General features: G+C 66.0%; 12 protein-coding genes. 3 read left to right on the top strand and 9 right to left on the bottom strand.

The window, feature by feature from the left end; translation table 11 throughout:
- Window positions 1-4: 4 nt before the first annotated feature.
- From HDC35_RS04745 to HDC35_RS04720, 6 genes are all read right to left on the bottom strand, one after another.
- Entirely contained in the window at window positions 5-820 is an 816-nt protein-coding gene (locus HDC35_RS04745) for a carbohydrate ABC transporter permease (protein ID WP_184644244.1), read from the bottom strand.
- A complete protein-coding gene (locus HDC35_RS04740; protein WP_311770712.1) occupies window positions 817-1,713 on the bottom strand; it encodes a sugar ABC transporter permease in 897 nt (298 codons plus the stop codon). Before HDC35_RS04740 ends, HDC35_RS04745 begins: the two co-directional genes overlap by 4 nt.
- Window positions 1,710-2,978, bottom strand: a complete 1,269-nt coding sequence (locus tag HDC35_RS04735; RefSeq protein ID WP_184644242.1) for an extracellular solute-binding protein — start codon at window positions 2,976-2,978, stop codon at window positions 1,710-1,712. Before HDC35_RS04735 ends, HDC35_RS04740 begins: the two co-directional genes overlap by 4 nt.
- Window positions 2,979-2,994: 16 nt before the next feature.
- On the bottom strand, window positions 2,995-4,011 hold the full coding sequence (locus HDC35_RS04730; protein WP_184644240.1) for a LacI family DNA-binding transcriptional regulator: 1,017 nt from the start codon (window positions 4,009-4,011) through the stop codon (window positions 2,995-2,997).
- A gap of 115 nt (window positions 4,012-4,126) precedes the next feature.
- A complete protein-coding gene (locus HDC35_RS04725; protein WP_184644238.1) occupies window positions 4,127-5,209 on the bottom strand; it encodes an ABC transporter ATP-binding protein in 1,083 nt (360 codons plus the stop codon).
- A gap of 22 nt (window positions 5,210-5,231) precedes the next feature.
- Window positions 5,232-6,599 carry an MFS transporter gene (locus tag HDC35_RS04720; RefSeq protein WP_260397528.1) on the bottom strand — a complete coding sequence of 456 codons (1,368 nt, stop codon included), beginning with the start codon at window positions 6,597-6,599 and terminating at the stop codon, window positions 5,232-5,234.
- Window positions 6,600-6,858: 259 nt separating this feature from the next.
- Here HDC35_RS04720 and guaB point away from each other — a divergent pair, with 259 nt between their 5' ends.
- From guaB to HDC35_RS04705, 3 genes are read left to right on the top strand one after another with little or no spacing between them, the layout of a single operon-like run.
- The gene (gene guaB, locus HDC35_RS04715; protein ID WP_184644236.1) at window positions 6,859-8,316 is read left to right on the top strand and encodes an IMP dehydrogenase; all 1,458 of its coding nucleotides are present in this window, start codon (window positions 6,859-6,861) and stop codon (window positions 8,314-8,316) included.
- A 9-nt stretch (window positions 8,317-8,325) separates the two neighbouring features.
- Window positions 8,326-9,516 (top strand): RsmB/NOP family class I SAM-dependent RNA methyltransferase, encoded by a 1,191-nt coding sequence (locus HDC35_RS04710; protein ID WP_184644234.1) that lies wholly within the window; start codon window positions 8,326-8,328, stop codon window positions 9,514-9,516.
- 11 nt (window positions 9,517-9,527) lie between these two features.
- Window positions 9,528-10,076, top strand: a complete 549-nt coding sequence (locus HDC35_RS04705) for a tetratricopeptide repeat protein (protein ID WP_260397527.1) — start codon at window positions 9,528-9,530, stop codon at window positions 10,074-10,076.
- Between the two features lie 117 nt (window positions 10,077-10,193).
- On the opposite strand, the gene HDC35_RS04700 is transcribed toward HDC35_RS04705, so the two are convergent.
- From HDC35_RS04700 to HDC35_RS04690, 3 genes are all read right to left on the bottom strand, one after another.
- The gene (locus tag HDC35_RS04700; RefSeq protein ID WP_260397526.1) at window positions 10,194-11,129 is read right to left on the bottom strand and encodes an RcnB family protein; all 936 of its coding nucleotides are present in this window, start codon (window positions 11,127-11,129) and stop codon (window positions 10,194-10,196) included.
- Window positions 11,130-11,261: 132 nt separating this feature from the next.
- Entirely contained in the window at window positions 11,262-11,807 is a 546-nt protein-coding gene (locus HDC35_RS04695; RefSeq protein WP_184644232.1) for a (2Fe-2S)-binding protein, read from the bottom strand.
- Window positions 11,808-11,834: 27 nt separating this feature from the next.
- Entirely contained in the window at window positions 11,835-12,599 is a 765-nt protein-coding gene (locus HDC35_RS04690; RefSeq protein WP_058804798.1) for a class II aldolase/adducin family protein, read from the bottom strand.
- Window positions 12,600-12,860: the final 261 nt, after the last annotated feature.

The following is a 12,860-nucleotide window of genomic DNA, read 5'->3' as shown; positions in this document are numbered from 1 at the left end:
CGGCTCATCCTTTGACGCTCCCCGCCAGAAGCCCGCTCAGATAATAACGCTGGAGCGCGAGGAAGAGGATGAGCACGGGAAGGGTGGTGACGACCGCGCCGGCCATCATGATTTCATAATCCTGCACATTCTGGCGGCTGTTCGCGGCGAGCGCCACGGGCAGCGTGTAAAGATCCTGATCGGCGAGGATGATCAGCGGCCACATGAAATCGTTCCAGCTCGACAGGAACACATAAAGCGCGAGCGTGACGATGACCGGCGTCAGGATCGGCAGCACGATGCGGCGGAGGATTTGCGCCTCGCTCGCGCCGTCGATGCGTGCCGCCTCGAGCATCTCGTCGGGGATCGACAGGCAATATTGGCGCACGAGGAAGATGCCGAAAATTCCCGCGAGCCACGGTACCAGCGCGCCGGCATAGCTGTTGACCAGCCCCATCGCCTTGAGTTCGAGGAACAGCGGCAGCATCCCGATCTGCCCTGGTACGACAAGCGCGGCGACGAGCATGCGGAAGATGGGATCGCCGCCCCCGAACCTCAGCTTGGCAAAGGCATAGCCTGCCGGGATGGTGAAAAGCAGCGCCAGCGCCGTGGCGAGCGTCGAGACGAGGATGCTGTTGAAGAGGAAGCGTCCGACGCCGAAGGTCCCGAACAGCTCACGATAATTTTCCAGCGTCGGGTTCGCCGGCCACAGCGGCGGCGGGAACTGCGCTGCCTCGCCGCGTGCCATGAAGCTGACCGAGATCATCCACAGCAGGGGCGCGACCGTGATCAGCGCGACGAGCGCAGCGAGCAGGGTAACGGACCAGCGGCGCAGGTTCATATCGCGCCGCTCCGCTTCGCGAGCCGCATCTGTACCAAGGTCACCGCCAGGATACAGAGGAAGAGCAGGAAGGCGACCGCCGCGCCCGACCCGAGGTTCCACCATTTGAACCCCTCCTCATACATGAAATAGAGGATGGTCACGGTCGACTGCGCGGGGCCGCCCTGCGTCATCACATAGGGTTCGGCGAACAGCTGGAACATGCCTGCGACGGTCAGCACCGACACGAGCAGCACCGTCGGCGCGATCGCGGGCAGGGTGACGTGGCGCAATCGCGCGAACCAGCCTGCACCGTCGATCCGCGCCGCCTCGTCGAGCTCGCGCGGCACCGTCTGGAGCGCGGCGAGGAAGATGATCATGTTATAGCCGAAGGTCTTCCACCCTACAAAGATCAGGATTGCGGGCAGCGACGCCGTCGGACTGCCCAGCCAGTCGATCGGCGGCACTCCGAAGAAGGAGAGGAGATAGTTGAGCAGCCCGTAGCGCGTGTGGAGCAGGTAGCGCCACACCACCGCGGTTGCGACCAGCGTCGTCACATAGGGCGCGAACAGCGCAACGCGCCATACGGGTCGCCATTTCAGCCAGCGCGAATTGACGAGCATGGCGGCAAACAGCGACAGCGCGACGATGAAAGGCGTGCCGACCGCGACGAACAGAAGGGTGTTTGCCATCGCTTTCCAGAACAGCGGGTTCTGGGTCAGCCTTTCATAATTCTGGAAGCCGACGAAGCGCAGGTTGCCGATGTCGGCGAGCGCGTAAATGTCGAAATCGGTGAAGCTCAGGAACAGCGACGCGACGGCTGGCAGCACGAAGAAGAGCACAATCGCCACGAGTGCGGGCGACGTCATCGCCCAGCCCGCGCGCGCTTCGCTCGTTCGGCCAGCGGCGGTCACAGCGCGCGCCCTTTCTCCAGCATCCAGCGCCGCTTTTCGAGCAGCCGATCGGCGCGCGCGTCGATTTCCTTCGCGGCCTCGTCGACGCTATATTGGCCGCGCACCATGCGTTCGGCGACGATCTGCATCTCGGTGACGATGCGTTCCCATTCGGGCACCTTGGGCAGCGCGGTCGCATGCTCGAGCTGGGTGCGGAAGGGCGCGACCGCCGGGTCGAGCGCCAGCCCGGCCGCGTCCCATACGGAGCGTCGCGCGGGCAAGTCGCCCGTCGCCTTGTGCAGCGCGACCTGTGCGCCAGGCGCCATCAGCCGCGCGACCAGATCCCACGCCGCATTGCTATGTGCGCTGTCCGCAAAGACGACGAGGCTCGACCCGCCGGGCGCCGCCGATCCGATGCCGTCGGGGCCGGGGTTCGGCGCGGTGCCCCACGCATCCTGCAATTCGGGCGCGAGGCGGTTCTTCATGTCGCCGATCGTCCACGGACCCGACAGGAACAGGCTGAAATAACCGCGGCCGAATTCGGTCCAGACGTTGGATATCTGCGTCATCGATATCCGCGGCGCGATCCCTTCGTCGAAAAGCGATTTGTAGAAGGCGAGCGCGGCCTTGAACTCGGGTTCCGAGAAGGCGCCGCGTCCGCCGTCGTCGCGCAACATCCGCGCGCCTGCCGACAGCGCAAGCGTCGTCAGCTGCTCATATTCGTTCAGCGGATAGAGGAGGGCGAAATTGCCGTCCCCAGCGACCTTTTTGACCTTGTGAAGCGCGACCTTCCATCCCGTCCAGTCGGCCGGCGGCCCGGCGTAGCCGGCGCGCTCGAACAGATCCTTGCGATAAAATTGCAGCCGCGTGTCGACATACCAGGGTACGCCCCAGCTCTTGCCCGCGATGCGGTTGGTGTCGATTACTGCGCCGAACTGGTCGGCCAGCAACGCCGTGGCATGCGCGGGCACCGGCGCGATCGCGCCGATGGCGGCAAGCTCGGCGATCCAGCTGTTGCCGACCTGCCCGACGCTCGGCAGCGAGCCGCCGGCAAAGCCGGTGAGCAATTTCTCGTGCGCCGCGGTCCAGGGCAGGGGTTGCACAAAAATCGGCGGCGCGTTTGCGGGCCAGTCGATCTTCTGGAGCAGCACGGGCAGCGCCGCGGCTTCATTGCCCATCGCCCAAACGGTGAGCGTCCCGTCCGCGCGCGCGCCGCACCCCGCGAGGATCGGGAACAGGGGCAGCGCCGAAAGCGCGCCCGTCAACTGGCGCCGCGTCAACCGCATCGGGCGCAAGCGGGCGTCATGCCGATGTGCGGGCCGCCGCCACCCCGCCCGTGGTGCCGCGCGCGACCAGCGCCGGGGTCAGGATCGTCGCGCTTGCAGCGCCGAGCGTCTCGCCGCGCAATATGCGCAGCAACAGCATCATCGCGGTCGATCCCAGCCGGTCGATATGCACCTGCATCGTCGACAGCGAGGGATTGAGGTGCCGCGCGAGCGGAATATCGTCGAAGCCCGCGACCATGATATCGCCGGGAACCGACTTGCCGGATTCGGCCAGCCCGGCGATCAGCCCGACCGCCATCTGGTCGTTCGCGGCGAACACGGCATCGGCGGGGAGCTGTCCCTCAACGAGCAGTCGTGCGGCCTTCACGCCGCTTTCTTCCGAAAAATCGCCCGGCAGGATCGCCGGATTTCGTACGCCGCCGACCTGTGCCATGGCGTCGACGAAGCCGCGCTGGCGGTCGCGCGCGTCGCGGTTGTGCTTGGGGCCCGCGATATGGACGACCTGCCGCGCGCCGCCCGCCAGCAACGCCTCGGTCATCGCATAGGCGCCGCGATAATTGTCGACCGCGACGAACGGCAGGTCGAGCGAGCCCGCGTCGTAATTGAGCAGCACCGTTGGCAAGGTTGGGTCGAGATAGTCGGACAGCAGCTCGGGCTTGAGATCGGGCGGCATGACGAGCAGCCCGTCGACGCGCCCGCGCATAGCGGCGATGGCCGCGGCGGTCTCGTGCGTGCTGCCGTGCATGTTGCCGAGCAGCAGGTGCATGCCCGATTCATGCGCGACCAGGTCGATGCCGCGAATGATTTCGGAAAAGAATTCGCCGAACAGGTCGGGCAGGATGACGCCCACAGTGTCGGTCTTGCGCCGAGTCAGGCTGCGCGCGCCGCTGTGCGGGACGAAGTTCAGCTTTTTGACTGCCGCCATCACCGCGGCCTTCGTCGGCGCGGTGACATTGCCGAGCCCGTTGATCGCCCGCGATGCCGTCGCCACCGAAACCCCCGCTTCGCGGGCGACGTCCCTCAATGTAGCCATGCCGCTGGGCCCCTTTCCCTCCTATGGCGCCGGGCCGCCTTCGCGACTCCGTCCCTCCGAATACCGGGCGCGGAAACGTTCACAGCGTAACCGGTTACACAGGCGAAATGCAAGGTCATTCCCCCATCTTTCCCAGTCTTTGGCCGTCGGCGTCGAACAGATGCAAAAGCGCGGGGGGGAAGGTGGCGTGGACCCTGTCGCCCTCATCGAAACGCCCGTCGTCGCGCAGTTGGCACGCCAACATCACATCGCCTTCGCGGCCCCCGAGGTGCACCGTCGCCAGCCCGCCAAGGCGTTCGATAAAACGAATGGAGAAGGCCAGCGCGTCCGGAGGGTCGCCGATCGCGATATCCTCGGGGCGGATACCGATCGACAGTGGCGCCCCCGGCACGAGCGGCTTCGCGAGCGGAGGCAGCGCGATGCTGCGCCCGTCGGCCAGCGCGGCGCGGCCGTTCTCGGCAGCGGTGGCCGCGACGATGTTCATCCGGGGCGTGCCCAGAAACTGCGCGACAAAGATGTTCGCCGGCCGTTCGTAGAGCTCGCGCGGCGATCCCGTCTGCTCGATCCGCCCGTCGCGCAGCAGGACGATCCGGTCGGCGAGCGTCATCGCCTCGACCTGATCGTGCGTGACATAGAGCGTTGTTGTCCCGAGCATGCGGTGGAGTTCGGCAAATTCGTAGCGCATCCGCACCCGCAGGTCGGCGTCGAGGTTCGACAGCGGCTCGTCGAACAGGAAGATTCGGGGTTGCCGCACGATCGCGCGACCGATGGCGACGCGCTGCCGCTGGCCGCCCGACAGCGCCGCCGGTTTGCGCTCGAGCAGCGCTTCGATGTTCAATATCGCCGCGGCGCGGCGAACCGCCGTGTCGATCGCGCCCTTGTCGGCCTTTGCGATGCGCAGTCCGAACGCCATATTTTCGTAGACCGACAGATGCGGATAGAGCGCATAGGACTGGAACACCATCGCGATCCCCCGCTCCGACGGCGCGAGATCCGTGACATCGCGGTCACCGATGACGATATGGCCGCTCGTCAATTCCTCGAGCCCCGCGACCGCACGGAGCAGCGTCGATTTGCCGCACCCCGAGGGGCCGACGATCACGGTGAATTCGCCGTCAGCCACGTCAATCGACACGCCTTTCAGGACGTTGGTCGCGCCGAAGCTCTTGCGCGCGTCGCGGATCGACAGTCCGGTCATGGTCTCCTCGGCCCCGGCGCTCTCAGTGAACCGTCACGCCTGCGCTCGCCTGCTGCGCCGGTGCGCGTCCGGCGGCGATGGCGAAGACGCACAGCGCGACATAGCAGGCGGCGGGCAGGATCAGAGCAGCGGCATAGCCGACTGTCCCCGACAGCAGCCCGATAAAATAGGGAATGACCGCGCCGCCGACGATCGCGGTGCACAGCAGCCCCGACGTCGCCTCCGCCCGCGCGGTCGAACGTTCGAGCGTCAGCGTGAAGATCACCGGGAACATGATCGAATTGAACAGGCCGATCGACAGGGCGACAAAGCCCGCGCTCACCCCGCCGACGAGCACGACATACGCGCAGAGCAGCGCGGCGATCGCGGTGAACAGCGTCAGCAGCTTCGATGCAGAGAAACGCGCGAGCAGGACCGATCCGATCGCGCGGCCGACCATCGCGCCGCCCCAGTAAAAGGCGACGGCTTTGCCCGCTTCCTGCAGCGATACGCCGGAAACGCCGTCGCTGCCCATGAACCAGCCGAGCAGTGGGATGCCGAAGGGGGCATCCGACCGGCCCCAGATCGCATCGCTGTTGAGGAACAGTGTCATCTGCGTTCCGATCGCGACCTCGGCCCCGACATAAAGGAAGATCGCGAGCCCGCCGAGCAGCGCCCAGCGCGATGAAAAGGCCTCGCGGATCAGCTCGCCCATCCCGGCGCGCGCGCCGATCGGGGCGGGCGGCACCGCCTCGTTGACGATGCGGCGGCTGACCCAGAAAAAGAGGAGCAGCGCGATAATGAGTCCGCAGATCCAGAAATAGGCTGCGTCGATGCCCGCCAGCGCCTGCGCGCGCACGGCTTCGGTCACCACCGTGCCTTCCTTGACCTCGACGCCCTCAAGGAACAGATGCGCGCCGATCAGCGGGCCGAGGAAGGTGCCGAAGCTGTTGAAGGTCTGGCTGAAAGTCAGGCGAAAATGGCTGCGTTTCGGGTCGCCGAGCGCCGCGGCGAGCGGGTTCGCTGCGACCTGCAATATCGTGATGCCGCTCGCGAGGATGAACAGGCCCGCCAGCACGAGCGGATAGACCGCGAGGTTGGCTGCGGCGAGCATCACGAGGCAGCCGACGACCATCGTTGACAGTGCGGTCAGGATCGACGGCACCGAATGGAAGCGCGCGATCAACGCGGCGGCGGGGAAGGACATCAGACCATAAGCGATGAAAAAGGCCGAGGCCGATAATTGCGCCTCGGCATCGCTCAGCGTGAAAATCCCTTTCACCGCGGCGACGAGCGGATCGATCAGCGAGGTGATGAAGCCCCAGGCGAAGAAGAGGACGGTCACCGCGGCAAAGGCCGCCATGGCGGTCGGCCGACCGCCATTCGTTGACGCCTGGCTGGGCACGTTCATGCAGGAATATCCTCTTCGCCGAAACTATGTTATGCCTGCGGTCTAACGGGACGCCGAGGGCAATGCAACCGGTTACAATTGGCCGCTGTGCCTCCCTTTTTCCGTGCCAGCGCAATTGATCGGTGATCGCGCGAAATAATCGTTCGCCACCCACTGGCGCGCGCGGGCCCGACTGGTTACATGGGCCGCCACCAAATGATTCGCGTGTGCCGCCCGGAAAACCGGGACAGGCGCCGCCCGCAGCAGAAAGTGGCACCCCATGGAAATCATCACCGGCCTGACCTTCGACGATGTGCTGCTGGTGCCGGGGGCGTCGGATATCCTGCCGTCGGATGCCAATCTGTCGACCCAGCTCACCAGCGAGATCAACCTCAACATTCCGATCCTGTCGTCGGCGATGGACACGGTGACAGAGGCCGATATGGCGATTTTGATGGCGCAGATCGGCGGCATCGGCGTCCTCCACCGCAACCTGACCGTCGAGGAACAGGCGGCGGCGGTGCGGCAGGTCAAGCGCTTCGAAAGCGGCATGATCGTCAACCCGATCACCATCGCCCCCGACGCGCCGCTTTCCTATGCCACCGCGCTGATGGCGCAGCACAGGATCTCGGGCATTCCGGTGGTCGAAACTGGCGGCAAGCTCGTCGGCATTCTTACCAATCGCGACGTACGCTTCGCCGACAATCCGGGCCAGCCGGTGCGCGAGCTGATGACCGCCGAAAATCTCGCCACGGTTCGCCCCGGGGTCGGGCAGGACGAGGCGCGTCGGCTGCTGCACCAGCGCCGTATCGAAAAATTGCTTGTCGTCGATAATGATTATCGCTGCATCGGCCTGATTACCGTCAAGGATATGGAAAAGGCGGTCAATTTCCCCGACGCGACGAAGGACGGCAGCGGCCGCCTGCGCGTCGCGGCGGCGACGAACACGGGCGACAGCGGAGTCGAGCGTGCCGAGGCCTTGCTCGAGGCCGAGTGCGACCTGATCGTCGTCGATACCGCGCACGGCCACAGCAAGGGCGTCGGTATCACCGTCGAGCGGATCAAGAAATTATCGAACCGGGTGCAGGTGCTTGCGGGCAATGTCGCCACCGGCGATGCGACCAAGGCGCTGATCGATGCGGGCGCTGACGGGGTGAAGGTCGGCATCGGCCCCGGTTCGATCTGCACGACGCGGATCGTCGCGGGCGTCGGCGTGCCGCAGCTCACTGCCATCCTCGACAGCGTCGAGGCCGCGTCGAAGCTGGGCGTTCCGGTGATCGCCGACGGCGGCCTTCGCACCTCGGGCGACGTCGCCAAGGCGCTGGCGGCGGGCGCGTCGAGCGTCATGGTTGGATCGATGCTCGCGGGCACCGCCGAGGCGCCGGGCGAGACCTTTCTCTATCAGGGGCGCACCTATAAGAGCTACCGCGGCATGGGCAGCGTCGGCGCAATGGCGCGCGGCAGTGCCGACCGCTATTTCCAGCAGGACATCAAGGACCAGATGAAGCTGGTCCCCGAAGGCATCGAGGGGCAGGTGCCGTTCAAGGGCCCTGCGAAAGACGTCATCCACCAGATGGTCGGCGGGGTGAAGGCGGCCATGGGTTACACCGGCAGCCGCACGCTCAAGGATTTCCGTGAGCGGGCGAAGTTCGTGCGCATCACCAACGCGGGTCTGCGCGAAAGCCATGTCCACGACGTCGCGATCACGCGCGAGGCGCCCAACTATCCGGCGGGCTGAGGCCGGCCGATGACGCCCGCAGCGCGTATCCAGGCCGCGATCGAGATTATCGACGCCATTGCCGCAGCCGCGCGTGATGGAGGCGCGCCAGCCGACGCCATTTTCGCCGAAGCGATGCGCGCGCGCCGCTATGCGGGGTCGAAGGACCGGCGAGCGATCCGCGCCCATGTTTATGATGCGATCCGCACGGTGCGCTCGGCGCCCCCGTCGGGGCGGGCTGCAATGCTTGCGCTCGCCGGTGCGAAGCCCGACCTCGCGGCGCTTTTCGACGGCTCGCCCTACGGTCCCGCGCCGATTGCAGCCGACGAACCGCGCGCCGAAACCGGGCTCGCCGCGCAGGCGTTGATCGATCTCTTCGACCCGCTCGTCGGCAACGAGGAGCATGACGCAATGCTGAGGCGTGCGCCGCTCGATCTCCGCGCCAACCGTATCAAGACGACACGCGACGAGCTCGCTACGCTCTTTCCCGAAGGCGGCGCGATCCCCGGCGCGCCGGACGGTTGGCGCTTGCCGCCCGAAACGGCGGCGGCCCAGCATCCCGCTTATGCCGACGGGCAGTTCGAGGTGCAGGACGCCGCGAGCCAATATGCGTCGGCCGCGCTAGATGCTGCACCGGGACAGGCGATCGTCGATCTCTGTGCGGGCGGCGGCGGCAAGACGCTCGCCATCGCGTCGCTGACGGGGAACGACGCGGCTATCCTCGCTTGCGACACCAACCGCGCGCGGCTCCAGCAATTGCCGCCGCGCGCCGGACGCGCCGACGCGACGCGCATCGAAACGCGGTTGCTCAATCCGGGACAGGAAAGCGCGATGCTCGCCGATTGGCAGGGGGGGGCAGCGCGTGTCTTCATCGATGCGCCCTGCTCGGGCAGCGGCACCTGGCGGCGCAGTCCCGAACTGCGCTGGCGGGTCACTCCCGCGCGGCTCGAACGCCACCTTGCCGATCAGGCAAAACTGATCGACATCGGCGCCGATCTTGTGGCGCCGGGCGGCAAACTCCTTTATGCTGTCTGCTCGGTCATCACGCGCGAGGGGCGGGCACAGGTGGACGATTTTCTGAACCGGCATCCGGGCTGGACGGCCGACGCGGCCTATCTGCCGGACGGTATCGGCCGCGCCGCGGGGGCGGGTTATCTGCTGACGCCGGCGCACGACGGCTGCGACGGATTTTTTCTCGCACGGCTGACTTCGCCATGTTAGCATCGCCTGCAATGAAGCGATGGGAGAATGCGATGCGCGTCGGCTTTTTGGCTCTAACTGCGGGTGCGATTCTTGCCAGCCTGCCCACTGCATCCGATGCGCAACGCGCCGACAATGATATTTTCCCCCGCTCGATCGCGCTCCAGCACGAAGGGCAGAGGGCGCAAGAGGCCGGCGAACTCGATTCTGCGATCGACCTGTATGAATCGGCACTGGCCGCCGATCCGCGCAACCGCTCGGCGATCATCGCGCTGGCGCAGGTCGCGCGCGCGCAGGGGCTACCGGGCAAGGCTATCGGCCTGTACCGCGAGGCACTGGTCCTCGAACCCAATGATATCGTCGCGCTGACCGGGCAGGGCGAGGCGCTCGCCGACAAGGGCGCCCTCGAACTTGCGCGCGAAAAGCTCGCCGAAGCGCAGCGGGTCTGCAAGGCGAACTGTCCGCAGGTCGCGAGCCTCGAAAAAACGATCGCGGCCAGCGCGTCGAAGCGCGTCGTCGCAGCCGAGGTGCTGGTTCCCAAGCCGGTCGTCGCGACCGTTGGCGCCAGCAATCAGAACTGATCGCCCGCGCGCTTGGCCGGGCTTTTCGGGAGTGGCGGCTGACGGCGGCAAGCGTGCAAAAAAAGGGGGCCGGTCAAGCCGGCCCCTCAGTTTGTCTTCGGGTAACCGAAAGGAATATTACCAGAAGAAATCGTGGATCACGTCGACCACTTCGCCCGAATAGGTATCGACCAGAAGCGCGTCGTCATAATAGCGGACCCAGCGATAGCCTCCATAAGCGGGCGGCAGGCGGTAATAGCCCGGATCGTTGATCCAGTAGCGCTGGCTGTAAAAGAGCGAGCCGAGCGTGAAGCCGATGCTGAACCGCGTGTAGTTATATCCGCGATACGGGTTGTAATAGCGCGGCATGCGGTAATAGCTGCGGTTCCGGTCGCGATAGCTGCGCCAGTCGTAACGGCGGTCGCTGCGCCAGTCGCGGCTCCAGCGGCTGTGGTTGCGATCGTAGCGGTCGTGGCGGCCGTCGCGATAGCGCCGGTCGACATAGCCGTTGCGGTTGCGGTCGTAGCGCCGGTCGACGCGGTTGTCGTTGTTGCGGTCCCAGCGGCGGTCAAGGTCGCCGTTGCGGTTGCGGTCGTAACGCCGGTCGACCTGCCCGTTGCGGTTGCGGTCCCACTGGCGATCGACCCGGCCGTCGCGATTCCGGTCCCACCGCCGGTCGGTGCGGCCGTCGCGATTGCGGTCGTAATTGCTGCCGCGCTGGCGCTGGGCCTGCGCGGTGCGCTGTTGCTGATCACGGCGTTGTTGCCATTGCTGGCGCTGCTGGTCGCTGCTGCGCTGTTGCCGTTGCGCCTGACGCGGTTGATCCGAGCCGCGCTGACGGGTTTCGCGGCGCTGCTCGCGCTGGACCTGCCGCGGTTCGCCACGCTGGCGCTGTGGGCGGGCCTCGCCGCCGCCATTGCCGCCGCGGCGCGCTTCGGGACCGCGCGGGCCCCGGTCACCACGATCGCCGCGTTGCGCGACCTGGAACCGCTCGCCCGATGCCTGCGCGGCCGCGGGGGCGATGGGGGTCAGGATCGTCGCGGCGATCAGCAACCCTCCGAACATCTTTTTCATCTCGCCATTCTCCAACTCATGTCCCGTTTGCTGGAGACGCCAGCCGGGATGATGAACTGATTCTTACGCTCCGCAAGATGATCGGTCGCTGACCGCATTGTTGCCTGCGGTTCAGCTAGATGAACGAGGCAGTCAACTGCCCGGCGGCAGGCGGAGTGCGGGGACTGCGCGCGCCGCATCGTCGGGGCGGATACCGGGCGGCGGGGCGGCGGCGATCCGTTCCTCGCCGCGCAGCACGCGGCCGGCGAGGCGAATCGCGGTGCGAATGCGCGGATAGGTGCCGCAGCGGCAGATATTCGTCATCGCGGCGTCGATCTCTGCGTCGCTCGGGTTGCTGTTGGCGCGCAGCAGCGCCGCCGCGGCCATGATCATCCCCGACTGGCAGAATCCGCATTGCGGCACCTGCTGCGCGGCCCACGCCTGCTGCACCGCGTGGCTGCGGTCGCGCGACAGGCCCTCGATCGTCGTGACGAAGCGCCCTTCGCACTCGGCAATCGTGACCATGCAGCTGCGGATCGCCTCGCCGTCGATATCGACGGTACAGGCGCCGCACTCGCCGGTGCCGCAGCCATATTTGGTTCCCGTCAGGTTCGACGCATCGCGCAGCGCCCAGAGCAACGGCGTGTCGGGCTCCATGCGATATTCGACCGGGCGGTCGTTGACCGAGAATCGCGTCATGCCGCCCCTGTTAGCGCAGTCGCCGGATTAGTCACGCCAGCTCGTGTCGATCTTGTCGACCTTGCGCACCATTGCGTCGAATTCGGCCTTGCCCGCCTGACCGGGGATCGATGCCATGAACAGGTCGCGCTGGTGGACCGCGATCACTTCGTCGGGGACGGTGATCGGCTTGCCCATGCTCATCGTCGCGAGCTGGATTTCGCACGCGCGCTGGAGCGCCCAATATTTGATGAAGGCTTCGGTCAGCGACTTGCCCATCACGACAGGGCCGTGGTTGCGCAGCATCAGGATGCGCTTGTCGCCGAGATTTTTGACGAGACGCTCGCCTTCCTCCTCGCGGACCGTCACGCCTTCGAAATCATGATAGCCGAGCTGGCCCATGAAGTTGCAGGCGTAGAAATTGACCGGCTGCAACCCGCCTTCGAGCGCGCAGACGGCGGTGGTCGCGGTGGTGTGGGTGTGGATGATTGCGTGCGCGTCGGGCAGGACACGGTGGAACAGGCTGTGCTGGACAAACCCCGCCTTGTTGACGTGCCAGGGATTATCCTCGTCGACCTTGTTGCCGTCGATGTCGATCTTGATCAGGTTCGATGCGGTGACTTCGCTGAAATGAAGGCCGTAAGGGTTGATCAGAAAGGCGCCGTCCTCGTCGGGGACCTTCACGGTGATGTGGTTGAAGATCATCTCGTCCCAGCCCATCATCGCAAAGATGCGGTAACAGGCGGCAAGCTCCTGCCGCGCCGTCCATTCGGCTTCGCTATATTTGCTGTTGCGCTTGAGCTGGGTCGCCATGGCCTGTCCCTTACATGTTGATTGGTTTCGTCCTGCTACCTATGCCACAAGGGGCGGGGCGGGCACAATCCCGCGTGGGTGCGATGGCCCCCCGTCGCGCGACTGACACGCGTGCTCCCTTTGGGCTTGCATTTCGGCGCGAATCCTTCTAGTTGGCCTTCACATCGGAACGTCGCGTTTTCGCGGCGCTCTTCTTATTGCCCGAATATCGGCGATTTACGGCAAACCGGGTGCCCGGTGACCCAATCGTTTTGACGAACA

Source organism: Sphingopyxis sp. JAI128 (assembly GCF_014207235.1).
Lineage (GTDB): Bacteria > Pseudomonadota > Alphaproteobacteria > Sphingomonadales > Sphingomonadaceae > Sphingopyxis.
Note: the sequence above shows the minus strand (reverse complement) of the source record. Positions and strands in the feature narration are given on the sequence as shown.

Coding starts and splice junctions, on each gene's coding strand:
- HDC35_RS04745 (WP_184644244.1), bottom strand. CDS start 820: ATGAACCTGCGCCGCTGGTCCGTTACCCTGCTCGCTGCGCTCGTCGCG.
- HDC35_RS04735 (WP_184644242.1), bottom strand. CDS start 2,978: ATGCGGTTGACGCGGCGCCAGTTGACGGGCGCGCTTTCGGCGCTGCCC.
- HDC35_RS04730 (WP_184644240.1), bottom strand. CDS start 4,011: ATGGCTACATTGAGGGACGTCGCCCGCGAAGCGGGGGTTTCGGTGGCG.
- HDC35_RS04725 (WP_184644238.1), bottom strand. CDS start 5,209: ATGACCGGACTGTCGATCCGCGACGCGCGCAAGAGCTTCGGCGCGACC.
- HDC35_RS04720 (WP_260397528.1), bottom strand. CDS start 6,599: ATGAACGTGCCCAGCCAGGCGTCAACGAATGGCGGTCGGCCGACCGCC.
- guaB (WP_184644236.1), top strand. CDS start 6,859: ATGGAAATCATCACCGGCCTGACCTTCGACGATGTGCTGCTGGTGCCG.
- HDC35_RS04710 (WP_184644234.1), top strand. CDS start 8,326: ATGACGCCCGCAGCGCGTATCCAGGCCGCGATCGAGATTATCGACGCC.
- HDC35_RS04705 (WP_260397527.1), top strand. CDS start 9,528: ATGAAGCGATGGGAGAATGCGATGCGCGTCGGCTTTTTGGCTCTAACT.
- HDC35_RS04700 (WP_260397526.1), bottom strand. CDS start 11,129: ATGAAAAAGATGTTCGGAGGGTTGCTGATCGCCGCGACGATCCTGACC.
- HDC35_RS04695 (WP_184644232.1), bottom strand. CDS start 11,807: ATGACGCGATTCTCGGTCAACGACCGCCCGGTCGAATATCGCATGGAG.
- HDC35_RS04690 (WP_058804798.1), bottom strand. CDS start 12,599: ATGGCGACCCAGCTCAAGCGCAACAGCAAATATAGCGAAGCCGAATGG.